This is a genomic window from Arthrobacter sp. zg-Y877 (assembly GCF_030373105.1).
Taxonomy (GTDB): domain Bacteria; phylum Actinomycetota; class Actinomycetes; order Actinomycetales; family Micrococcaceae; genus Arthrobacter_B.
Genome location: NZ_JAUCPU010000003.1, coordinates 227,839 through 250,655, shown reverse-complemented (window position 1 = coordinate 250,655; position 22,817 = coordinate 227,839). Strand labels below are relative to the sequence as shown.

Below are 22,817 nucleotides of genomic sequence, written 5' to 3'. Positions count from 1 at the left end.
GGGTGCAGCTAGCGGTGCAGACGCTCCGGCGCAGCGGCCGTGCGAGGCACCGGGACGGACGCAATGATGGAAGCTATAACGCCGGCTGCGCTTTCACCGGCTCCGGCAGCCCTGCGCTGCAGCAGGAGCCGGTGGCCGAGGACAGGATCGGCGAGCCCCGCGACGTCGTCGGGCAGGACAAAATCGCGGCCCTCCAGTGCCGCATAAGCCTTGGCCGCACGCAGGAGCTGCAGGAGTGCGCGGGGACTGGCACCGAGCCGCAGATCGGGATGTTCGCGGGTGGCCCGGCCCAGCGCAACGGTGTAGTCCTTGATGGCGTCCGACACGTAGACGTTCCGGACCCGGGCGATCATGGCCGAGGCTTCACCTACCCCGACCACAGGGGTGATGCTCTCCAACGGTGAGCCGGCCTGATGGTTTTCCAGCATCTCGGCTTCGGACCGGGCATCCGGGTAACCCAGGGACAGCCGGGCCATGAACCGGTCCCGCTGGGCTTCGGGCAGGGGATAGGTCCCCTCCATCTCGATCGGGTTCTGCGTTGCCACGACCATGAAGGGTGCGGACAACCGGTGCGTGCCGCCGTCGACGGTGACCTGGTGCTCTTCCATGCACTCCAGCAGGGCGGACTGCGTCTTGGCAGAGGCACGGTTGATTTCGTCCGCGATCACCACGTTCGCGAAGACCGGGCCCTGGCGGAACTCGAACAGGTGGCTGTCCTGGTTGTAAATGGAGACCCCGGTGACGTCGGACGGAAGCAGATCCGGAGTGAACTGGATGCGGCTGACGGTGCAGTCAATGGTGCGGGCCAGGGTCTTCGCAAGCATCGTTTTGCCGACACCGGGAACGTCTTCAAGCAACACGTGCCCCTCGGCCAGCAGGACCGTGAGTACCAGCCGCGCGGCCTCCTCCTTGCCGTCGATCACCGTGTTGACGGCGGCAAGGATTCCCTCGGCGGCCGTCTGGAAGGATTCCGCGTCGACCATGGGAGAAGCGGAGGAGGAATGGAGGACGGTGGCGGCACGCGGAGAGGGGAAGCCGTTCAGGGACGCTGCTGAGGCAGAGGGGATCGGAGCGTCCATGGACACCTTCCATATTCGGCGGTTGCAGCTGCAGCATCACCAGCCGCACCGGTACGGCGGCGGAGTCGGAGCAGCGAAAACTCCAACGTCAGCTTCAACGGCAGTTTGTCTGTTCAGGCTACTAGCTCACCTAGGCTTAAGAACATGAATAATCGAAGTGGATTTGTCCCGGGCAGCACACCGCCGGCCTACCTGCCGCCAGTTGAAGGTGCCGGACCCCTCCGGCACAAGGGCAAAGGCTATCCTCCGGCCCCCGAGCCGCTGCCCGTGCCCGTGATGGATAACCACACGCACTTCGATTTCCCAGCCGACGGCGCCACCGGCGACTTCGCGGTTGCGCTCGCCGATGCGCTTGATGCGGCCGAGGCCGCAGGCGTCCAGGGCGCCATCCAGGTGGGCACCGACCTTGAGTCCTCCCGCTTCACCGCTGCCGCCGTTGATGCAGATCCACGCCTCCTCGGTGCGGTGGCCATCCATCCCAATGACGCGCCCGTGCTGGCGGCCCAGGGGACGCTGGAGCAGGCGCTGGCCGAAATTGAGGCACTCGCGGCCCACCCGCGGATCCGGGCCATCGGCGAGACCGGACTCGACTACTTCCGGACGGGGGAGGACGGCCGGGAACAGCAGCATTATTCGTTCCGCCGGCATATCGACATTGCCAAGCGCCTTGGACTGGCCCTGCAGATCCACGACCGTGACGCCCACGACGACGTCGTGCGCCTGCTGAAGGAGGAGGGCGCCCCGGAGACGGTGGTGTTCCACTGTTTCTCCGGGGACGGCGAACTGGCACGTATCTGCAACGACAACGGCTGGTATCTGTCCTTCTCAGGCACCGTCACCTTCAAGAATTCGCACAACCTCCACGAGGCGCTCACGGCCGCGGACCGCAGCCTGCTCCTCGTGGAAACCGACGCACCGTTCCTTACTCCGCACCCGCACCGCGGACGGCCAAACGCCAGCTACATGGTGCCTTACACGGTGCGCTCCATGGCCAGCCGCCTGGATGCCGATCTGTCCGAACTGGGCGCCGGACTGGCGGCCAATACCGTCCGCGCCTACGGCTCCTGGGCCTAGGGACCGGGCGGCACCGGCCCGCCGCGCCCGTGCTGCCCTGCGGACCGCCTCCGGCACCGGCTGAAAACCCCGTTTGCCCTCAGATCACGGTTCGGTTACGGTAGGGAGCAATTAGCCGGGGTCGGGGAAGGCATCCGGACTATTACCTTTATAAGCAGTACCTCTATGTCCGCAGCAGTCACCGGCTGCAGACACGGGGTCCGCTATGCCTGTGCCTGACCGTGTCCGTTTTCCGCCCTCCGGCGGGAGGCCCGGAATATGACGGCGCTCTAAGTCCCCGTGCCCGGATTCTCTGAGCGTTTGGAATTTCGTGGCCAGTTCACTCGCAAGGCGTGGGGTAAAGCTTCTCGGACAGGCAACCGTCATGGTGTGCCTCCTGCTCGGGCTCGTTGCCTATGTGGGTGCCACCAAATCGGTGGTGTTGACGGTCGACGGCGAAAGCCAGGAGGTGCAGACCTTCGACGGCACCGTTGCCGATGTCCTGGCCAAGGCAGACGTTTCCGTGCGGACCGCGGACCGGGTAACGCCGGAACCCACAGCCGCGTTGGAGGACGGGGCCACCATCGAAGTCCAGCGTGCACGCGCCGTCGACGTCATGGTGGACGGCAACGGAACCACTGTCCACACCACGGGCGAGACAGTCGCCGACCTGGTCTCGGAGCTCCGGGTCTCGTCACGCTCCGCTGTGTCCGCCCCGCTGGATACCTCGCTGGCCGGGCTGGACGGAAGCATTTCAATCTCCACTCCCAAGACAGTGTTCGTCACGGTGGACGGGCAGACCCACGAGCGAAGCACCACGGCGGCGACCGTGAGGGACCTGCTGAAGGAATCCGGCGTCAGCCTCGCGGCGGCCGACCGGGTGTCGGCGCCGAGGAGCGCGGCACTGGTGAATGGCATGGGTCTGAAGGTCACGCGTATTGCCGCCGGTGTTGAGCAGACCGTGACCGAGCCGGTCCCCTTCACCAGCTCCGAGGTCCCCAACGCGGACCTGCTGGAGGGGGAGAAGAAGGTCACCACTGCCGGCGTGAACGGTGAGCGTTCCCGCGTCTTCTCCGTGACCCTCGTGGACGGCAAGGAAGTTTCCCGCTCCCTCCTGAAGGACAGCGTTACCAAGGAACCGGTGGCCGAGGCAGTTGCCAAGGGCACCAAGAAGCGCCCTGAGGCTAAGCCGGCCACCCCTGCTGCCGGCGGCGGCGGAGAAGCACCGGCGTCCGGAACGTGGGCTGCCCTTGCCCAGTGTGAATCCGGTGGAAACTGGCACATCAACAGTGGCAACGGCTACTACGGCGGCCTGCAGTTCAGCCAGTCCAGCTGGCTCGGGGCCGGCGGTGGAGCGTACGCGCCGGTTGCCAGCGATGCCACCCCGGAGCAGCAGATCGCTGTGGCTGAGCGGCTGCGCGCCAACGGTGGATGGGGTCACTGGCCTTCCTGCTCCTCGAAGCTGGGGCTGCGCTAGCTCAGCCGGCTGCCAGCTCGTGGGCCAGCGCCGCCGCATGTGCGGCGCGGTCCCGGGCCCCGGCTGAGCGGAAGGACTGTTCGCTGTCCACCAGGCAGGCCGATCCGGCGTCGGGCCGGCCGGTATGGGCCAGGGCCAGGCCAAGGTGGAGTGCCAGTTCGCCCGAGTCCTGCGGAGAAAGCTCGTCCCGGTGGGCATACACATCCGAAAGCATGCCTACCGCCCTCAGATGCTCGCCATTCAGGTCCAGCCAGAGTCCACGGCTATGCGCCGGCTCCAGCCGTTCGGGTCCATACAGGCCGACCACCGACATGGCCGCCTCGGCGTGTTCTATGCAGGCAAGCGTTTCATCGTCGTGGATACCCGCGGCAAGCCGCATGGCCGCCGTGGCACTGTTGAAACGGGCCCACAGTTCGACGTCGGTACCGGGTTGCAGCAGGGCGGCCGCAGCCCGGTGGTGCAGAAGTCCGGTGTAGACGTCCCCGCGGCGGAAAGCCACATTGCCTGCGGCCCACAGTGCTTTGCCCTTGGTCTGGCGGTCCACCCCGGTTTCCAGCAGCGGCAGTACGAAGGTGCGGCAATAGCTCCAGGCTTCGTCCAGCCGGCCCGCTTCGGCCAAGGCGGACACCAGTGCCTCGCAGGCTTCCAGGAAAACGGCTCCACCGGTTGCCGGTACCCCCTCTACGGCGGTGCGCGCATGGGCAATGGCCCGGTCCAGTTCTCCGGTGCCCTGGTAGGCGGTGGCGAGCAGCGTCTCGGCCTGGGCGTGGAGACCGGGATCCGCGGCCAGCGGATGGCTGGAAAGCAGCGACGCTTTTCCGATGCACTCCCGGTAGGCATGCAGGGTGCAGAGGCAACGGGCGGCCAGATAGGTCATGCCCCACCAGGTGTGGGGATCGCCGGCTGCCAGCGCTGCTTCCGCCGCTGTTCCTGCCAGCGCACTAGCGGCGGCGTAATCGCGCTCATCCTCGGCCTGGCGGGCCGAGAGTTCCAGGAAGAGGGGCGTCGCTTCCACTCCCCGGTGCCCGTCCAGCGTGCTGCGGGACGTGAGCCGTTCAGAGAGGAGCTGGATGGCACCGGAAACGGGTTCCCTCAGCCCGGTCTCCAGCAGGGAAATCTCCCGTGGCCGGAAGGTTCCGCTTCCCAGTTGAGCCTGCGTCATGCCGCGTTTCTGGCGCTCAGAACGAAGCTTGTCACCGAATGATTTACCCATGGCAGATTCCGCCGATCCCGGATGCGGCACACTGTCACCGGTGCCGGCAATGCATTCGATGCTACCGGCCGGGTCCGGCTGCGGGCAGAGGAGCAGCGCCTAATCGCAGGCAAAACAGCGAACTACATTTCCGGCTGCGGGATAGCCGCGGCGGGCGCCGGGAATGCCGTCCCGCGGACCGTGCCGGCGGCCTGCCGCACCCCGGCCCCCGGAGCCGGCTGCGGTGCCCGCTCGGCTAGTATTACTGGGTGAGTGAATCCGAACCTGCCCCCCGAACACCTGTCCCCGCACTCCTTGGTGCCACGGACATCCGGTCGCTGGCGGAGGAACTCGGGGTCCGCCCCACCAAGACCCTCGGCCAGAACTTCGTGATCGATGGAAACACCATCCGCCGGATTGTGGCTGCGGCTGATATCGCTCCCGATGAAACCGTGCTGGAAGTTGGACCCGGGCTCGGGTCGCTGACCCTCGGACTCCTCGACGCAGCCGAGTCAGTGGTGGCCGTGGAGATCGATCCCGTCCTTGCCGGCAAACTGCCGTCCACCGTGGCTGAACGGCGTCCGGAAGCGGCCGGCCGGCTGCACGTTGTGCTCGGCGACGGCATGCGGATTAAGGAACTGCCCAAGGAACCCACCGCGCTGGTGGCGAACCTGCCGTACAACGTAGCGGTCCCGGTGGTGCTGCACCTGCTGGAGCACTTCCCGTCCCTGCGGCACGGCCTGGTTATGGTCCAGGACGAAGTGGCGGACCGGATGGCCGCCAAACCAGGGTCCAAGACCTACGGCGTGCCGTCCGTGAAAGCAGCCTGGTATGCGCAGATGCGCAAGGCCGGAGTCATTGGCATGAACGTGTTCTGGCCCGCCCCCAAGATTGCCTCCGGGCTGGTGGGATTCGTCCGGCACGAGCCGCCGCAGACGCGTGCCACCCGGGAAGAGGTATTTGCCGTCATTGATGCCGCCTTTGCCCAGCGCCGCAAGACCCTGCGTGCCGCTCTGGCCGGCTGGGCGGGCAGCCCCGCCGAAGCGGAAAAGGCGCTGCGCGCTGCGGGCGTGGATCCCAGTGCCCGCGGCGAGGTTCTGGACATCGCCGCGTTCGCCCGCATTGCCGAGGCCCGGAAGCCGCTCGTTGCCTGAGGACAAGGGAACCGAAGCAATGCCGCAAACGCGCTCCGTTAGTGTCCGGACCCCCGGCAAGATCAACGTCTCCCTCCGGGTGGGTCCGCCCCGTGCGGACGGCTACCACAGCGTGGCCAGCGTGTACCTGGCCGTGTCCCTCTTCGAGGAGGTCACCGCTACGGCGCTGGCAGGGGACGAGATCCGGCTGACACTCAGCGATCCCGACCACCGCCTCCCGGACGGCGGCATCCCGCTGGACGGGGACAACCTGGCTGCCCGGGCTGCCCGGGCCGTCGCCTCCCGCGCCGGCCGGAAGCATGCGGGCGTCCATCTGCACATCACTAAGCGGGTGCCGGTGGCGGGCGGAATGGGCGGCGGCTCAGCCGATGCCGCAGCCGCATTGGTGGCCTGCAACGAACTGTGGAACACGGGCCTGGACCCGGCCGAACTGGCGGAGCTGGCGGCCGGACTGGGAGCCGACGTGCCGTTCGCCCTGCTCGGGGGCGCCGCCGCCGGGCTGGGCGTGGGGGACCGGCTGACCCCGGTACCGGCACCGCAGCCGCTGCACTGGGTCCTGGTTCCGGCGCCGTACGGGCTCTCCACCCCGGAGGTCTATTCCGCCGTCGACCGCCTCCGCGCCGGGACGGATGTCCCCGAGCCGGCCGAAGTGGACCCGGTGATCCTCGCCGCCCTGGCCGACGGGAACACCGCCGCGCTGGCAGGCGTTCTAGTCAATGACCTGCAGCCGGCAGCACTGGAACTCGCCCCCCAACTCGCATCCGTGCTGGAAGCGGGAACCCGGCTCGGCGCCCTGGCGGGCATGGTCTCCGGATCCGGCCCCACCCTGGCCTTCCTGGCAACCGATGAAACCGCAGCGTCCGCCCTGGCCGCCGCCCTGCGCGCGGAGGGCCACGCTGCACTGGCCGTTTACGGACCCGCCGAGGGTGCCGTTGCGGCTGCCGACACCACCGCACCTCAGACGTACAGAAAGTAGTACCGATTGGCACACCTGCTTGGTGCTGAAAACCTCAGCATTTCCTTTGGCACGCGCACCATCCTCGACGGGGTTTCCCTGGGCCTGGAAGAGGGGGACCGCATTGGCGTCGTCGGCCGCAACGGCGACGGCAAGTCCACCCTAATGCGCCTGCTGGCCGAACGGCAGACGCCCGATGAGGGCCGGGTCACCCGCCGCCGTGACGTCACCGTTGGCTATCTGGACCAGTCCGACGTGCTCGACGGCGACCTCACCGTCGGCGAAGCGATCGTCGGTGACGCCGCAGACTACGAGTGGGCTTCCAACGCCCGGATCCGCGACGTGATGAGCGGGCTGATCCAGGAAGTGGACTGGAACGCCCGGGTTTCCTCGCTCTCCGGCGGGCAGAAGCGCCGTGTGGCACTGGCCAAGCTCCTGACCGGCGACGACGACGTCGTCATGCTGGACGAGCCCACCAACCACCTGGATGTGGAAGGCGTTGCGTGGCTCGCCAAGCACCTGAAGACCCGCTGGCGCTCCGATGCCGGCGGCCTGCTCGTGGTTACCCACGACCGGTGGTTCCTGGACGAAATCTGCACCCGCACGTGGGAAGTCCACGACGCGGTGATTGACCCGTTCGACGGCGGCTACGCAGCGTACGTGCTGGCCCGCGCCGAGCGCGACCGCATGGCCGGCGTCATCGAGGGCAAGCGCCAGCAGCTCGTGAAGAAGGAACTGGCCTGGCTGCGCCGCGGTGCCCCGGCCCGCACCGCGAAGCCCAAGTTCCGCATCGAGGCCGCGAACAACCTGATTGCCGACGTCCCCGAACCGCGCGACTCCCTCTCACTGAACAAGATGGCCACTGCGCGCCTGGGCAAGGATGTGCTTGACCTCGAGGAAGTGTCGCTGACCCTGGGCGACACCGAACTCTTCAAGAACATCACCCTGCGCCTGGCACCCGGTGAGCGGCTCGGCCTGGTCGGCGTCAACGGTGCCGGCAAGACCACTCTGCTGCGTCTGCTCAACGGCGAAATCGAGCCCACCAAGGGTCGGCTGAAGCGCGGCACGACCGTGCAGACCGCCGTGCTCACCCAGGAGGTCAAGGAGCTCGACGAGGTCGCGGACCTGCGCGTCATCGAGGTCATCGAAAACGAGAAGCGCGTCTTCAGCGTCGGCGGCAAGGAGGTTTCAGCCGGGCAGCTCGTGGAGCAGCTGGGCTTCAACCAGCAGCGCCAGTGGACTCCGGTCCGTGAGCTCTCCGGCGGTGAGCGCCGCCGGCTGCAGCTGCTGCGCCTGCTCGTGGGCGAACCCAACGTGCTGATGCTCGATGAGCCCACCAATGACCTGGACACGGACACCCTTGCCGCGGTCGAGGACGTGCTGGACGGCTGGCCTGGAACCCTCGTGGTGGTCTCGCACGACCGGTACCTGCTCGAGCGCGTCACCGACCACCAGATGGCACTGCTCGGCGACGGCAAGCTGCGCGGCCTGCCCGGCGGCGTGGACCAGTACCTGGAACTGCGTAACGAGGCGCTGGCGGCCAACTCGTCCGCGTCGACTGCAGCGCGGGGCTCTTCGCAGGCGGCCCGTGCGGCTGCGGCAGGGTCCTCCCGTCCCGGCGGTTCCTCCGCCTTCACTGCACCCTCCGGCGGCGGAACGGCGACGGCGCTGGCCGGTTCGGGTGCTTCGGAAGCCGAGAAGCGGGCCGCGAAGAAGGACCTGACCCGGATCGAACGCCAGCTGAGCAAGCTCACCGCGCAGGCCGAGAAGATCAACACCCAGATGAATGAGGCGACGCAGAAGTCCGGCGGCGCCGACTTTGAACTGATCGGCGAGCTCAACGCCAAGCTGCAGGCCGTCGCGGCCGAGCAGGAGGACCTCGAAATGCAGTGGCTCGAGGCGTCGGAGATCCTCGAATAGGGCCCAGCGTGCGGTTCTGCTGCCGGGTTAAACCGGCAGCAGAATCCCAAAGTGGCAGGAGAAAGCGGCAGCTAGCCCAGCAGTCGCGGCAGGAGGTACTCGCTCAGCAGCGGGGAGAGGTCGCTGCGTTCCGCCGCGTCCGCAGGTGCGGCCCAGAGGATTTCCTCGATCTCCGCAGCGGCGGCCGGGGGAGCGCTGCCTGCGGGCAGGGTCCAGCCAAACAGGCCTGCGTCTATGGAGGTGTTTTCCTCGTTCGCGGCCGGACCGTACCAGCTGCCCAGATCTTCAAGATCCTCTGCGGCAACGGCCAGCCCAAGTTCTTCGCGTACCTCCCGGACGGCGGCCTGCACGAAGGTCTCCCCGGGCTCCAGTTTTCCGCCCGGCTGCATAAAGCGCGACGTGCCGCGCTTGCGCACCAGCAGGATGCGGCCGGCGTCGTCCCTGACCAGGACCGCCGAAAGCCGAAGGACGGCGGTGCCGTCACCGCCGGCGCGGGCGCCGTCCAGATCCGGCGGCATATGGGAAAGCCGGGGATCCTTTTGCAGGCCCGCAAGGCCGTTCCAGGACAGGTTCACCAGATGCGCAGCCACGGCGGCCTTGTCCGGGGAGCGGGTATCCAGCCACCACTGGCCGGTCATGGCAACCATGCCCACCAGCATCTGCGCGTACATGCCACCCACCTCGGCGCTCAGGCCGCGGCTGCCGAACTCCTTGGACAGGATGTGTTCCACGTGCCGGGTGATCGTGGACAGCAGGGTGGAGAACGTTCCCTCCGGCTGCGACGGCGGCGCGTCCCGGGTGAGGATCCGGAAACCGTCGGTGTGTTTTTCGATGTAGTCCAGCAGGGCGTAGGCGGCACGTTCCAGCAGGACCCGGGGACCGGCGTCGGCGCTGAGGGACTCGGTCATCACGTCCAGCAGGCGGCGGAACTCAATGTCCACCACCTCGGTGTACAGGCCTTCTTTGGAACCGAAGTGTTCGTAGACCACCGGTTTGGACACGCCGGCCGCGGCCGCAATGTCCTCGATGGTGGCGCCGTCCAGTCCGCGCAGGGCAAAGAGCCCGCGTGCCACTTCGATCAGCTGGGCGCGCCGCTGGACGCCGGTCATGCGCAGGCGCGTTCCGCCGGCGGGAGTCTTTACCACCGGACCAGTCTACCCACGTGTCCCTTGGAGGGCCGTCGACGCCGCCGCACAGCCGCAGCCCAACTCGCGTCCGCATCGGCTCCCGTGGCAGACTAAACTCTTGTGTGCGTGGCTCGCCAGGCACATGATCCGCCCTGGTGTAATGGCAGCACCCCGGCCTTTGGAGCCGTGGAGTATAGGTTCGAATCCTATGGGCGGAACGCTATGCAGTGTGCCTGTGAAAGGCTGCCGCACAGCAGATATACCCCGGCCGGACCACCAAGGAGCGCCATTTCGTGACCACCAACGATGCCCGATCCAGCGGAAACCCTCCGGGCAGTTTGTCGGCGGTGATCGTCCTTGCTGCCGGGGCCGGTACACGAATGAAGTCCCGGACCCCGAAAATCCTGCATCCCGTAGGCGGCATTTCGATGCTCGGACATGCCCTCGCCGCGGCACAGGAGCTGCACCCCCGCTTCCTGGCGGTTGTCGTGCGGCACGAACGCGACATGGTGGCGGCACACGCCGCCGCACATGCGCCGGCCGCCGTCATCGTTGACCAGGACGAGATCCCCGGCACGGGCCGCGCGGTCCAGGTGGCGCTCTCGCAGCTGGACGCCGCCGCCGGGCTGGAAGGCACCGTCGTAGTGACCTACGGGGACGCCCCGCTCCTCGAAGCCCAGACACTGCGCAACCTGGTCGCGGTGCATGAAACGGACGGCAACGCCGTAACGGTCCTCACCGCCCGGCTGGCGGATCCCACCGGCTACGGACGCGTACTGAGGGCGGAAGACGGCACGGTCACCGGCATCGTCGAGCACAAGGACGCCACCGACGAGCAGCGCGCCGTTCGCGAAATCAACTCCGGCATCTACGCCTTCGACGCCGCAGTCCTGCGCAGCGCGCTGGCATCGGTGACCACCTCCAACTCGCAGGGAGAGATGTACCTGACCGATGTCCTGGGCATCGCCCGCTCAGCCGGCGGCCGCATCAGCGCCGTTGCCACTGACGACACATGGCAGGTGGAAGGCGCTAACGACCGCGTCCAGCTCGCCGCCCTCAACGCCGAACACAACCGCCGCAACCTGGATAAATGGATGCGGGCCGGCGTGACCGTGGTGGATCCGTCCACGACCTGGATCGACTCGACCGTTACCCTGGCCGAAGACGTCACCATCCTGCCCGGCACCCAGCTGCACGGCGCCACGACCATCGCCCGGGACGCCGTCGTCGGGCCGGACACCACGTTGACGGACGTGTCCGTAGGGGAGGGGGCAAGCGTGGTCCGGACCCACGGCAGCAATGCCGTCCTTGGCGCCGGCAGCAGCGTTGGGCCCTTCGCCTACCTGCGTCCGGGAACCGTACTGGGTGCGGACGGAAAAATCGGCACCTTTGTGGAAACCAAGAACGCCAACATCGGCGCCGGGTCCAAGGTTCCCCACCTTTCCTATGTGGGGGATGCCACAATCGGCGAGCAGTCCAACATCGGTGCCGCGTCCGTCTTCGTAAACTACGACGGCGTGAACAAGCACCATACGACCATCGGGTCCCACGTACGCATGGGCAGCGACAACATGTATGTAGCCCCCGTCACGGTGGGCGACGGCGCGTACAGTGGAGCTGGAACGGTGGTCCGCAAGGACGTCCCGGCCGGCTCCCTGGCCATCAACGTGGCGCCCCAGCGCAACCTCGACGGCTGGGTGCTGACCAACCGTCCGGGCACCGCGGCAGCCGACGCGGCGGCCGCGGCCAACGCTTCCGCTACGGCCACTGATTCCACAACCTCTTCCGCCGATACTGATTCCCCCACGCGAGAAAGCGATCATTAATGAGCAGCGAGATCACCGCACAAGGTGAAAAGAAGCTTGTCCTTGCCACTGGCCGGGCACACCCGGAACTGGCCGAGGAGATCGCCCGCTGTCTTGACACGGAGCTGTTGCCGCTGGCGTCCTACGACTTCGCCAACGGTGAGATCTATGTCCGTCCCGGCGAGAGTGTCCGCGGCACCGACGCCTTCGTCATCCAGGCGCACCCGGCGCCGATGAACAACTGGCTGATGGAACAGCTGATCACCGTTGACGCACTGAAGCGGGCCTCCGCCAAGCGCATCACCGTGGTTTCCCCGTTCTACCCGTACGCCCGGCAGGACAAGAAGGGACGCGGCCGCGAGCCGATTTCCGCCCGCCTGATTGCCGACCTGTACAAGACCGCCGGCGCGGACCGCATCATGAGCGTTGACCTGCACACCTCACAGATCCAGGGCTTCTTCGACGGCCCCGTGGACCACCTGATGGCCATCCCGCTGCTGGCCGACTACATCCGCACCCGCGTGGATGTCTCCAACGTCACGGTGGTCTCCCCGGACACCGGCCGCGTCCGTGTTGCCGAGCAGTGGGCGGAGCGCCTCGGCGGCTCGCCGCTGGCGTTCGTGCACAAGAGCCGCGACCTGACCGTCCCGAACCAGGCTGTATCCAAGCAGGTCGTGGGACAGGTCGAGGGGCGTACCTGCGTGCTGATCGACGACATGATCGACACCGGCGGCACCATCGCCGGCGCCGTGCGCGTCCTCAAGGAAGCCGGTGCCAAGGACGTCATCATCGCGGCCACCCACGCCGTGTTCTCGGATCCGGCAGCCCGTACCCTGGCCGAGTCCGGTGCCCGTGAAGTAGTTGTCACCAACACCCTGCCGATCCCGGCCGCCAAGCGCTTCGACCAGCTGACGGTGCTGTCCATCGCACCGCTGATCGCCCGGGCCATCAAAGAGGTCTTCGAAGACGGGTCCGTCACGAGCCTCTTCGACGGCAAGGCCTAGGCACTGTCCGTTTGATCCACCGCCCGCCCGGACCCGGAATAACAGGGGTTCGGGCGGGCGGAGTTGTGCTGGTAGCATTGAGACCGATGCCTAGGCGAGGGAGCGGCCCGGAGAATTCCGGCCAAACTCCGTTATCGACGGTGGCTGGCAACTTCTGGCCGTACACAGGGACCCTCCGGTCCGTACGGTGGAGTGTTCCGAAACCGGCGCCTGAGGCAACCACGGAACACCACTTACAGGAGTAGCAATGTCTGAGCAGAAGCTCGCAGGAACCGCCCGCACCGAGTTCGGCAAGGGTGCAGCCCGCAAGGCCCGCGCCGCCGGCCAGATCCCGGCAGTCATCTACGGCCACGGCGCCGATGTTATGCACATCCTGCTGCCGGCCAAGGCCACCACGCTGGCTGTCCGTACCTCCAACGCCCTGCTGGAAATCGACGTCGACGGCGAATCCCACCTGGCCCTGGCCCGCGACATCCAGCGCGATCCGATCAAGCAGATCATCGAGCACATCGACCTCCTGACCGTCCGTAAGGGCGAAAAGGTCGAGGTCGAGGTCAACATCCACGTTGAAGGCGAACTGGCTGCAGGCGACTCGGTCTACAACCAGGAAGCCAACACGGTCCTGGTTGCTGCCGACGCCACCAACCTGCCGGAAACCATCGTGGTCAGCATCGAAGGCCGCAAGGCCGGCGAGCACATCTACGCCTCGGACCTCGTACTGCCTGCCGGCGTCGAGCTCCTGCTGGATCCCGAAACCATGATCATCAACATCTCCGAGCCCACCGTGCAGGACCTTGGCGCTCCGTCCGACGAGCAGGTTGCTGTTGCAGCTGCTGAAGTTGGCGCTGAAGCGTAATTCACTTCCGGGGTCTGCTCCCCGCAGCGGAGCCGTCCGGTTCTCATCGAAGGAGCAGTACCCGCAGTGAACAGCAACACCTGGCTTGTAGCCGGGCTCGGGAACCCCGGGCCCGGCTACAGCCGTAACCGGCACAATGTCGGCCAAATGGTTTTGGACGATTTGGCCCTCCGCATGGGCGGAAAGTTCAAGGTCCACCGCTCGCACGCCTCCATCGTCGAAGGACGCCTCGGCATCGGCGGTCCACGCGTGGTGCTGGCGAAGCCGCTGACCTACATGAACCTGTCCGGGGGCCCCGTATCCTCTCTGGCCCGCTTCTTCGATATTGACCCGGAGCAGGTGGTGGCGGTCCACGACGAGATCGATATCCCCTTCAACACCGTCCGGCTCAAGCGCGGCGGCGGAGAGGGTGGCCACAACGGTCTCCGGGACATCAGCAAAGCCCTGGGCACCAAGGATTACCTGCGGGTCCGGGTGGGCGTCGGCCGTCCCCCGGGACGTATGGACACCGCCGACTACGTACTCAAGGACTTCTCGGGGACCGAGGCGAAGGAACTTCCGTTCCTCGTCGGCGATGCTGCGGACGCTGTCGAACTCCTACTGACCGAGGGGCTGACGGCCGCCCAGCAGAAATTCCACGGCGCCGGGTCCTGACTCTTTGGCCTAGGTATCAGCGGGGCAGAATGGAGTAGTTTTCCAGCGTCCCGAATAGCGGGGAACCATTGTTTCGGTTCCGTTACCCGGCCTAAAATGGAACCAGCCTGAAGGGCTCCCAAAGCGGGGCCGACGTCGGGAGGCCTCCGAGACTGGGCCACCCCCATCCCGGCGTCGGTCCCTTATTCTGTTCCCGCGTCCCGCCGCTCCCTCCCGCATCTAGACGCTGCCCCGGGCCGGGCGTATGCTCCAGTCCACTAAGCAGTTGCTACCAAAGGCAGCCGGTGTCCGGAACCCGGATCCGGTGCGGGCGTTGTGGGGGGGCGTGGGCTGGCTGATGAAAAGTGCGTCGACCGTAGCTGAGCTTGTAGGGCGTGCGGAAATCATTGATGAGCTCTGCTCCGCACTCGCCGGTGGCGGCGCAGGAGCAGTGATCCTCGGACGGTCCGGAGTGGGCAAGACCGCGGTACTCAACGCCGTGGCGGGCCGCCTCCAGGCCGACTTCCACATCGTCCCGGTGCGGGGCACCGTTATTGCCGCCGAGACACCGTATGGAGCCTTGGCCTACCTGATCAGCGGACTGCCTGAAGTCGCGGCACACAATCCTGTGAAGCTGCTGCAGGATCTTAGCCGCTCCTTCGTGGCACGGGCCGGGGGAAAGCGCGTCCTGGTGGCGGTGGACAACGCGGACAGGCTGGACCGGTTCACCATCATGGCCTTGTCCCAGTTGCTGCGGCGCGGGACGGTCGCCGTGGTGGCGGCTGCTTCCGTCCATTGGGAAGCCGACCCCGAACTGGTGCGCCTGTGGAGCGAAGGGCTGCTGGCGAGGGTTGATCTCGCGCTGCTCACCGAGCGGCAGACCCGCCAGCTGATGCAGCAGATACTGGGCGCGGCGGTCTCCGGGCTTGCGGCCGCCACCATGTGGCAGGAAACCGAGGGCAGCCCGCGGTTAATCCGGCTCATGACCAACGCCCAGGTCCACTCCGGGACGTTGGTCCGCAGGGAAAACACCTGGGTCCGCACGGCCCCCTTCACCCGCACCGGTGAGGTCAGTGAAGTCGTGGACACAGTTCTGGCCCGGCTGGATGCCCCTGAACGGCAGCTGGTGGAGGTCCTGGCGCTGTGCATCACCCTGCCCCTGCCCCGGGCCCTGGAACTGGTCCCGGCCGCGGCCCTTGATGCCCTCGAGGAGCAGCAGGTGATCTCCGTGGCCGGCAACCCGCCGCGGGTCCGGCTAAGCGGCGGAACCCCGGGGTCAGTCATAGCGGCGAGCATGGCACCGGGCCGGAGAAGGGAACTGTGGGAGGACATGTCGTCCCGGATGGACCCCGCCGGGCTGGAAGCAGGGGAACTCACCGCCTACGTGGGCTGGGCCCTGTGCTGCGGTGAGGAGCCCGGCCCGTCCGTGGCCCTCCGTGCGGCGCGTGCGGCCAACGAACGGGCGGATGGGGCCGCCGCCCTCCGGTTTGTCCGCGCGGTGCCCGTCGGGACGCGCAGCCAGGAGCTGGTCTGTGAAGAGGTCCGTGCCCTGCACGGAGCCGGGAAGCTGGCGGAAGCACTCGCCGCCTTCAAACAGATCGAACCGCGGCTGTCCCCTCAGGAGCGGGCGGGCTACGTGCCCCTGCAGCTGCTGCACAGCCAGACGCTGGCCCGTGTGCCGGGAGCCGGTGACCCTTTGGAGCCGCTGCTGGCAGTGGAGGGATCCCGCCCGGCGGAAGGGGACCAGACGGAGCTGGCTGCGGCCCTGATCCTGGCGCACAGCAGGCTTGCCGCTGACGGGGGCCGTGTCCGGGAGGTTCCGGACGAACTCTTCGGCTTGTCCGGGAAAGCGGAGCTGAAACCCTCCACCCGGATACATGCCGCCGCGCTGTCGGCGAATATCCTGGCCCTGTCCGGGCGGACAAGCGAAGCGCTGGATATTCTCGCGCAGCTGGGGGCGCCCAAGGATTATGCCCTCGGTCCAGGGAACGCCACGGAAGTCTGCACCCGCATCTTCGATACCTATGTCCTTTCGGGCGAGCTCGACCGGGCAGCGGATTTCGTCAAGGCCTTCGACAAGACCGGAATCCGGCCTTCCTATGCGGGCAGCGCCGGTGAACTGGCGGTGGCGGTCCTGGCCGCCTGGCAGGGGCAGGACGGTGCCGCCCGGGAAGCACTTACCGGCGGCATGGGGCAGCTCAGGGTCCACGATCCGCAGGACATGCTCCCACTTGCCCGCACCCTGTCCGCCTACCTCAACCGGGAGCGGCACGCTGAATCCGGCGAAAGCCTGAACCAGGCACACAACGCGAAGCAAGACTCCGGCTACTTCCGGGGATTCCTGATCCGCTATTTCGCTCTCCAGGCCGGGAACAACGATGCCGGGCTCCGCTGCAGGCGGCTCCGCGAGGAAGCCGGGTCCGCCCGGGCTGCAGGTTACGCGGCGCCGGCGCTCCATTTCCTGGCGGCAGCCGTCCAGTCGGGGGACCGGCAGGCGGCCGCGGACCTCCTCGCGGCAGCGGACGACGCCGGCGGAAGGTTCGGTTCCCTGGTGTCGGACTTCGCCGCCGGCGTCCTTCACGATGATCCTTCCCTGCTCGTAAACGCCGCACAGGGTTTCCGGAACCTTGGACAGCACCTGTTGTGCCGTAGCGCCGCCCTCGCGGCGGAGGAAAGCGCGGTGCACGGCAGTCCGGGGGAGCGCAGGGCGCTGGCGAGGTCCGCCCGCGCCCTGGCAAACGCCAGTCTGCGGTCCATGCAGCACGTCGGCGGACGGGCGGAAACTCTGGCCGGATTGAGCGCATTCGAGGCGGATCTTGCGCACCGGGCCGTCACGATGGCCACCACCACGCAGATCGCCGGGGAGTTGAACCTATCGCCCCGAACCATCGAGTGGCACCTGGGAAAGATCTTTGCGAAGCTCCACGTCTCCGGGCGTTCCGAACTTGCCGAGATCCTGGCCTAGGAACAGACGGGCAGGGGACGGGATGTACGGGTTGAACCCGAGGTCGCTGGCAGGCAGGGACACCATGCTTGCCGCCGTGCTCGAGAGCCTCCGCCGGCCACCCGGGCACGGGGCCGTCATCGCTGCGGAAGCCGGGATGGGCAAGACTGCGGTGGCTACGGCTGCCGTGCAGGAACTGCAAGGCCCCGTGTACTGGGTCTACTCAAGCCCGGCACTGAAGTCCGTGCCGTACGGTGCGCTCGCAGCGCTCCTGCCAGACCTCGCTCCGGGGCAGACCGGGTCTTCGCTGGCAGTGATGCGGGCGCTCATGGCGCGGTTCTTTCCGACGTCGCCGCCAGGGGGAGCGCCCGCTTTCCAGCCGGGCCGGGAACCCCTGGTCGTCGTCGACGACGCGCACGACATCGACGGGTACAGCCTCGATCTCCTCGCCCAGCTCCTTGATGCCCGGTACATCAGGCTTCTTGTCCTCACCCAGGCGTTCGCGGACATCTCCGGCATCCTTCCGCACATGTGGGACGGGCAGCTGACCCGCCACCGGCTGCGGGCCCTGGCCGAACCGGAAGTCCTGCAGCTGTGTGAGCAGGAGCTTCAGGGGCAGGTCAGCACCACAGCCGCTGTCGAGTTGACCCGCCTGACCGGGGGGAACGCGATGTACCTGCTCGCGCTGATTGACGAGTCGGTCCGAAGTGGCTTCCTGGTTCAGCGGCACGGAGTCTGGGTAACGACCGAGAGCGAGCCTCCGGTGGGTGGGAGGGTCGGAGACCTCGTCAAGGCGCAGGTAAGGAGCCTCGGCCCTGCAGACCGCACAGCGATGGAGACAATCTGCCTCGCCGAACCGCTGCCCCTGCGGACGGCTTTCCGGCTCGGCCTGCACGCCTCGGTGGACCGTCTCGCGGACGCCCTCCTTGTGGTGGTTTCAGGAGACCACGATGGCGGACAAACGCTGCGGCCCCTGCATCCCATCTATGGGGAAGTGGTCCGGTGGATGGTCCCGGCAGCGCGGAGCGCGCGTCTCCTGAAAGAACTGGAACGCGTTCCGGCCGGGATGGGCCTGGGGGAGGAGGGGGTGCTCCGCCGGGTTTCCTGGTCGCTGGCACTGGGGGCGCCGGTCCCCGGGCGAGAGCTGCTGCGCGCGGCCGAAAGCGCAAACAACCGCTCGGATCCGCGGCTGGCCCTCCGGGCCGCTGGCGCAGTGGGGAGCGGCGAACTGCGGATCTGCGCACGGGTACAGGAGTCCCGCGCGCTGCTGCTGCTGGGTGAGACCGCCGCCGCAGCGGAGGCCCTGGAGGGGGTGCTTGAGCAGGCGCCGGACCTGCGCACCGTGAAACAGGCAATGATGGTTCATATCCAGCTGGCGTTGCAGTCGGCGGCGGAATCCGGGTGGGCGGTTCCCCTGGCACAGCGGTGGAACCAGGAAATTGACCGCCTTTCCGGACGCGAATCCGCAGACTCCGAGGAACGTGCCCGGGGCGGCGCGCAGATGCTCGATCTGCTCGGCCGGATCAGGAAAGGCGAGTATGCCCACACCGAACTGGAACTCGCGGAGCTCCTCCGCAGTGCCCGTGCGGGCGGCCACACAGAGGCGGTCGTCATGGCCGAGGCCATGATGGCCGAAGTCCTGGTGGCAACCGGACGGCCCCAATCAGCGCTCGGACACAGTACGGCCGCCATGGAACTGCTGCGGGAAGGTACTGCCGGGTCCCGGCTCTTTGGTCCGTTTGTCCTGCACCGGCACCTCACGGTCCTCACGTGGCTGGGGGAATGGGAGCAGCTGCAGCAGTGCGTCGCCTCTGCGGATTCGCCCGACCAACGCACTCTGTTGCATTCCGGCGGCTTCGCAGACTTCGCCGTGGGGATGGGCCACCTCCGCGCCGGGTCCCTGGAAGATGCCGTAAAGGACTTTTGTGCAGCGGCCGAAGCAGCGGCGATCAATGATCCTGAAGGGATCCTCCCGCTGTCCCTGGCACTTGGCTCCTTTGCCGCAGGCAGTCTGGGCCACCGGGACCTCGCTTCGCGGCTGCTTGAAACCGCAGAGCGGACAGCCCCGCGGGGAGCCGAGCATTATCAACTGCTGGCCGAAGGCATCCTGGCCGGTGGAAGGCTCGCCCGGAATTCAGACGATGCTGCCCTGCACGAACTGCGGAACGCGGCCGCCGCCGCGCAGGAGCGGTCATTCACCGCCACGGAATTCACCCTGCGCCATTTCGCGATGCGCATGGGTGATTTCTCCGATGCCGGGCGGCTGTTGAAGGTAACAGAAGGATTCGAAGGTCCGCAGGCGCCCGCGTTGAACCGGGTGGCGCGCGCCGTCGTCGACCAGGACAGTGCGGCGCTGGTGGCGCTGGCCTCGGACCCGGACCCGGAACTGGACCCGCAGCTGGCACGCCAGTGCCTGCTTGAAGCCCAGCGCCTTGCCCGCAGGAATGATGACCGTGTACTGCTGAACCGGATACAACGGCTGCTGGGGCGGAACGGCGGCGGCAGCCGCGGTGCGCTTCCCCAGCTGACCCGGCGGGAACGCGACGTCGCGGCGCTGGTAGCGGCCGGACAGCGCAACGCCGACATTGCCAAGGCATTGAAACTCTCCGTCCGGACCGTGGAAGGCCACATCTACCGGATCTACGAAAAGCTCGGGATCAGCCGCCGGGATGAACTGAAAGCCCGGTTCCCCCTGCTGGACCACCCCTCCGGCGGCTGGAGCCGACCGTCGCCGGCCGAGTAATTTGCTGCACAAACACCAGTAGCTTTTACTCGGGTGCCGCTGTTGGAGGGTTCGTAGCGTTAGAAGCGCAACTCAAGGTCCAACCGGACCGCAGCGGGCATATCCAGGGCACATCTGGCATTATCCAGAGCTCAACGGGCCGCCCACTGCACCGGTACCTCGGGTCCCATATACGGAGCCGGCGGCGTCGATGCCCTCTGAGACCGGGGCGTCCCCCCAGCCGCCGCCGGCTCCTTCCCGGAACCTTCCATGGCGCTGCCCAATGGACGCTGGCCGATTTGGCGCCGGCTGACCCACAACGCTGACCCACTACAAGACCGTGACGCAACAGCGGCGGGTGACGCCGGCGGAGGAGCCGTTCGATGGAAGTTGCCGGACGCCCCCTGCACCGTGAAGACAGCCGCCGTGAAGACAGCCGCCCCGAAGACAGCCGCAACCCCGGTAACGAAGCCGGTTTCCGTCCGGGCGTCCCTGTGCTGGCCCAGATGAAGTATGCCGCGGCCGGTGCAATTGAAGCACTCTCGGAAGGCAAGAGTGTTGTGGTCACGGGGGCACCGGGAACAGGTAAATCCACTGTTATGGCCGGCGTCCTGGCCGGCCTGGGCAGTGGTTATTCGGTGCTGCAGCTTCGCGGAGCAGCATCGTGGTCCGGCAGGCCGTTCGACGGACTGCTCTGGCTGTTGAGCGAGCTTCCGCCCGAGTCCCTCTCGGATCCGGTCTATGTCCTCCAATACGTCCGGAGCGTGTTCCGGGAAAGGGCGACCGGTCGCACGCTGGTTCTGGCCGTGGAGAACATAGAGGATCTGGATGGGGCAACCACTGCCGTCCTCCTTCAACTGTGCAGGGCGGGTTCGGCGCTCATCCTGTGCACCGTCCGGGACCTGTCCGCCTGCACCGGGGAATTCGTCCGGTGGTGGGCCGAAGACGGGGTGCATAAGGAGAGTCTCGAGGCGCTGCGTCCCAGTGGAACCCGCGCCTTGCTGGAGGGGTTGGCAGGAGGAGCGGTTTCGAGCCGGCTAGTGGCGCAGGTGCAGGCGAGAAGCCGGGGTAATCCGCTGCTCTCGGCATTGTTCCTCCGCGAACAAATGGACGCCGGGACGGTTCTGCGCAGGCGGGGGATCTGGGTATGGACGGGAGCGGTGTCATATTCCGGGGTACTGGCGGAACGGGTGGAGGCAGAGACCGGTGGACTGTCCGCGGAGGAACGGTACGCTGCGGACGTACTGGCCGTCAGCGGCTCCCTTCCGTTGCTCCAGCTTCTGGAGCTCGCCGACCCGCCGGCTGTGGAACGCCTGGAACAGGATCTCCTGATTGCCTCCGGTCCGGTCCGGACGGTTCAGCTTAAGGATCCGCTGCTTGCCGAGGCCGCGGCGGCACTGGTCGCGCCGACCCGTGCCGCGGAAATCCGGTCCCGGCTGGAGACAGTGCGGGAGCTGTATGCCTCCGGAGCCGGAAACGAACCGCAGACTGCTGCAGCGGCACGGACAGCCGCACTGAACGCCAGGGATCTGTCCCTGCGCGGGCGATGGGCAGAAGCCGCAGCAGCCGCACAGGTCTGCCGGGAATTGATGGAAAAATCCGCCGCGGCCGGAAGCTGGAGCCGGGAGCTGTTGTCGGAACTGTTTTGCGTGTACGTGCGCTGTGGCGACTTGCGGCAGGCCGCCGCCCTTCTGGCACAGACGGATGAGGCCGCCGTTGAACTCCATGGCGGCAACGATCTGTGCGAGGGCATTGTGCAGGTCCTCGGTGGGCGGGCGGACCGTGCGCTGGACTACCTGCAGCGGGCACTCGCCCAGCTCGAGGAGGAAGGCCCCGCAGACCTGCTTCCCCTCGCGGAAACGGCGGCAGCCTATGCATGCCTCCTGCTTAACGACGGCGATGCTGCCCGGGGTTATCTTGCGGCGGCGGACCAGGCATCCGGACTGGCCGATGCAGGGGTCTCCCAGCCGGGGGGAGGACTTGCCCGGCGCTTTGCCTGGCTGTGCGCTGCACGCGGCGCAGCTTTCCACGGCGAAACAGAGAGGCCGGTGGACGTGGGTTCCGGCGGAGCCGGGGAAGACCTTTCCGGCGCCATGCTCGCACTGGCAACGGCGGCGCTCCAGGGCTGTGCGGATGCCGCCGTCGAACTTGGGAAAGCGGCGGCCGCCTGCAGCGGGGATGCAGCGGATTTGTACGCGGAACTGGCTGAGGGACTTGCCGCCTCCCGTCCCGCCAGCATGCTCCACGCCGCGGAGAGAGCGCATGGTCTGGGGCAATACCGGATGGCGTATGAGGCCGCCCGGGGAGCCTCCCGGCTGGCCCGCGAGCAGTCAGCGCGTTCCCTGCTCCGCGCCGCGCGACGGATCGAGAACGTCAGTTACCGGATGCTCAGTGCAGCACATTCGGTGGCCGACAGGCTGCCGGAACTGTCGGACTTTGAACGGGGACTGGCCCTGGAGGCGGCCAGCGGTAAAAGCAGTTCTCAGCTGGCTGCCAGCCTGCACCTGTCACCCCGGACCATCGACTGGCACCTGGGCCGCATCTTCCAGAAGCTGCGGGTGACGGGCCGTGCGGAACTGCGCGAGTGTCTCGAGCCGGAGCGCACGCAGCTCTGAATTGCTGCCGCCGATTGCGTGCGGGCACAGGGTTGCAAGTGGTTTGGACCCATGAATTACGTAGAGGGGCACTGGGTGAACCCTCCATTTCCAAGTAACCGCGTATTGCGACTAGGGAGCGCTACTCGTGTAGCACCCGGGGGCCCTTCCTACTCTGGTGCCCAGCAGCAGCGGCGGGTCCGCAGCGGCACCCGCATGGCGGTGGTGCCGTGCTGCGGATCCATCCCAGGAACCTGTTCCAGAACCGCTTGTACGTGAACCGAAAAACCTGAACCGACAGA

Annotated in this window: 14 protein-coding genes, 1 tRNA gene and 2 pseudogenes; 13 read left to right on the top strand and 4 right to left on the bottom strand. The window is 67.3% G+C overall.

Annotated features, from left to right (window positions below; all coding sequences use genetic code 11):
• Positions 1–8 precede the first annotated feature (8 nt).
• A complete protein-coding gene (locus tag QNO03_RS08620) occupies positions 9–1,079 on the bottom strand; it encodes an AAA family ATPase (protein ID WP_289602979.1) in 1,071 nt (356 codons plus the stop codon).
• Between the two features lie 144 nt (positions 1,080–1,223).
• On the opposite strand from QNO03_RS08620, the gene QNO03_RS08615 reads away from it, so the two are divergent.
• The gene (locus QNO03_RS08615) at positions 1,224–2,153 is read left to right on the top strand and encodes a TatD family hydrolase (RefSeq protein WP_289602978.1); all 930 of its coding nucleotides are present in this window, start codon (positions 1,224–1,226) and stop codon (positions 2,151–2,153) included.
• A 364-nt stretch (positions 2,154–2,517) separates the two neighbouring features.
• Positions 2,518–3,609, top strand: a complete 1,092-nt coding sequence (locus tag QNO03_RS08610) for a resuscitation-promoting factor (protein ID WP_289602977.1) — start codon at positions 2,518–2,520, stop codon at positions 3,607–3,609.
• Between the two features lies 1 nt (position 3,610).
• Here QNO03_RS08610 and QNO03_RS08605 read toward each other — a convergent pair whose 3' ends face one another.
• Complete coding sequence (locus tag QNO03_RS08605) at positions 3,611–4,771, bottom strand: XRE family transcriptional regulator (protein ID WP_289602976.1); 1,161 nt, start codon at positions 4,769–4,771, stop codon at positions 3,611–3,613.
• Between the two features lie 299 nt (positions 4,772–5,070).
• On the opposite strand from QNO03_RS08605, the gene rsmA reads away from it, so the two are divergent.
• From rsmA to QNO03_RS08590, 3 genes are read left to right on the top strand one after another with little or no spacing between them, the layout of a single operon-like run.
• The gene (gene rsmA / locus QNO03_RS08600; RefSeq protein ID WP_289602975.1) at positions 5,071–5,955 is read left to right on the top strand and encodes a 16S rRNA (adenine(1518)-N(6)/adenine(1519)-N(6))-dimethyltransferase RsmA; all 885 of its coding nucleotides are present in this window, start codon (positions 5,071–5,073) and stop codon (positions 5,953–5,955) included.
• Between the two features lie 19 nt (positions 5,956–5,974).
• A complete protein-coding gene (locus QNO03_RS08595) occupies positions 5,975–6,931 on the top strand; it encodes a 4-(cytidine 5'-diphospho)-2-C-methyl-D-erythritol kinase (protein WP_289602974.1) in 957 nt (318 codons plus the stop codon).
• 6 nt (positions 6,932–6,937) lie between these two features.
• Positions 6,938–8,830, top strand: a complete 1,893-nt coding sequence (locus QNO03_RS08590; protein ID WP_289602973.1) for an ABC-F family ATP-binding cassette domain-containing protein — start codon at positions 6,938–6,940, stop codon at positions 8,828–8,830.
• Positions 8,831–8,901: 71 nt separating this feature from the next.
• On the opposite strand, the pseudogene QNO03_RS14705 reads toward QNO03_RS08590, so the two are convergent.
• A pseudogene (locus tag QNO03_RS14705) lies at positions 8,902–9,273 on the bottom strand (NUDIX hydrolase); the annotation flags it as partial.
• 81 nt (positions 9,274–9,354) lie between these two features.
• Positions 9,355–9,939 (bottom strand): annotated as a pseudogene (locus QNO03_RS14700) (TetR/AcrR family transcriptional regulator); the annotation flags it as partial.
• 164 nt (positions 9,940–10,103) lie between these two features.
• Between QNO03_RS14700 and QNO03_RS08575 the strand changes: the two are divergent.
• From QNO03_RS08575 to QNO03_RS08540, 8 genes are all read left to right on the top strand, one after another.
• A tRNA-Gln gene (locus QNO03_RS08575) sits at positions 10,104–10,175 on the top strand.
• 75 nt (positions 10,176–10,250) lie between these two features.
• The gene (gene glmU, locus QNO03_RS08570; RefSeq protein ID WP_289602972.1) at positions 10,251–11,783 is read left to right on the top strand and encodes a bifunctional UDP-N-acetylglucosamine diphosphorylase/glucosamine-1-phosphate N-acetyltransferase GlmU; all 1,533 of its coding nucleotides are present in this window, start codon (positions 10,251–10,253) and stop codon (positions 11,781–11,783) included.
• Complete coding sequence (locus tag QNO03_RS08565) at positions 11,783–12,766, top strand: ribose-phosphate diphosphokinase (protein WP_229949700.1); 984 nt, start codon at positions 11,783–11,785, stop codon at positions 12,764–12,766. The genes glmU and QNO03_RS08565 overlap by 1 nt, the downstream gene beginning before the upstream one ends.
• A gap of 247 nt (positions 12,767–13,013) precedes the next feature.
• Positions 13,014–13,622, top strand: a complete 609-nt coding sequence (locus tag QNO03_RS08560; RefSeq protein WP_229949702.1) for a 50S ribosomal protein L25/general stress protein Ctc — start codon at positions 13,014–13,016, stop codon at positions 13,620–13,622.
• A 66-nt stretch (positions 13,623–13,688) separates the two neighbouring features.
• Positions 13,689–14,276 carry an aminoacyl-tRNA hydrolase gene (gene pth, locus QNO03_RS08555; protein WP_289602971.1) on the top strand — a complete coding sequence of 196 codons (588 nt, stop codon included), beginning with the start codon at positions 13,689–13,691 and terminating at the stop codon, positions 14,274–14,276.
• A gap of 337 nt (positions 14,277–14,613) precedes the next feature.
• A complete protein-coding gene (locus QNO03_RS08550) occupies positions 14,614–17,220 on the top strand; it encodes a LuxR family transcriptional regulator (protein WP_289602970.1) in 2,607 nt (868 codons plus the stop codon).
• A 22-nt stretch (positions 17,221–17,242) separates the two neighbouring features.
• Positions 17,243–19,942: a helix-turn-helix domain-containing protein gene (locus QNO03_RS08545; protein WP_289602969.1), complete on the top strand. Its 2,700-nt coding sequence runs from the start codon at positions 17,243–17,245 to the stop codon at positions 19,940–19,942.
• 362 nt (positions 19,943–20,304) lie between these two features.
• Positions 20,305–22,536, top strand: coding sequence for a LuxR C-terminal-related transcriptional regulator (locus QNO03_RS08540; protein ID WP_289602968.1), 2,232 nt, complete (start codon positions 20,305–20,307; stop codon positions 22,534–22,536).
• The last annotated feature ends 281 nt before the right edge of the window (positions 22,537–22,817 follow it).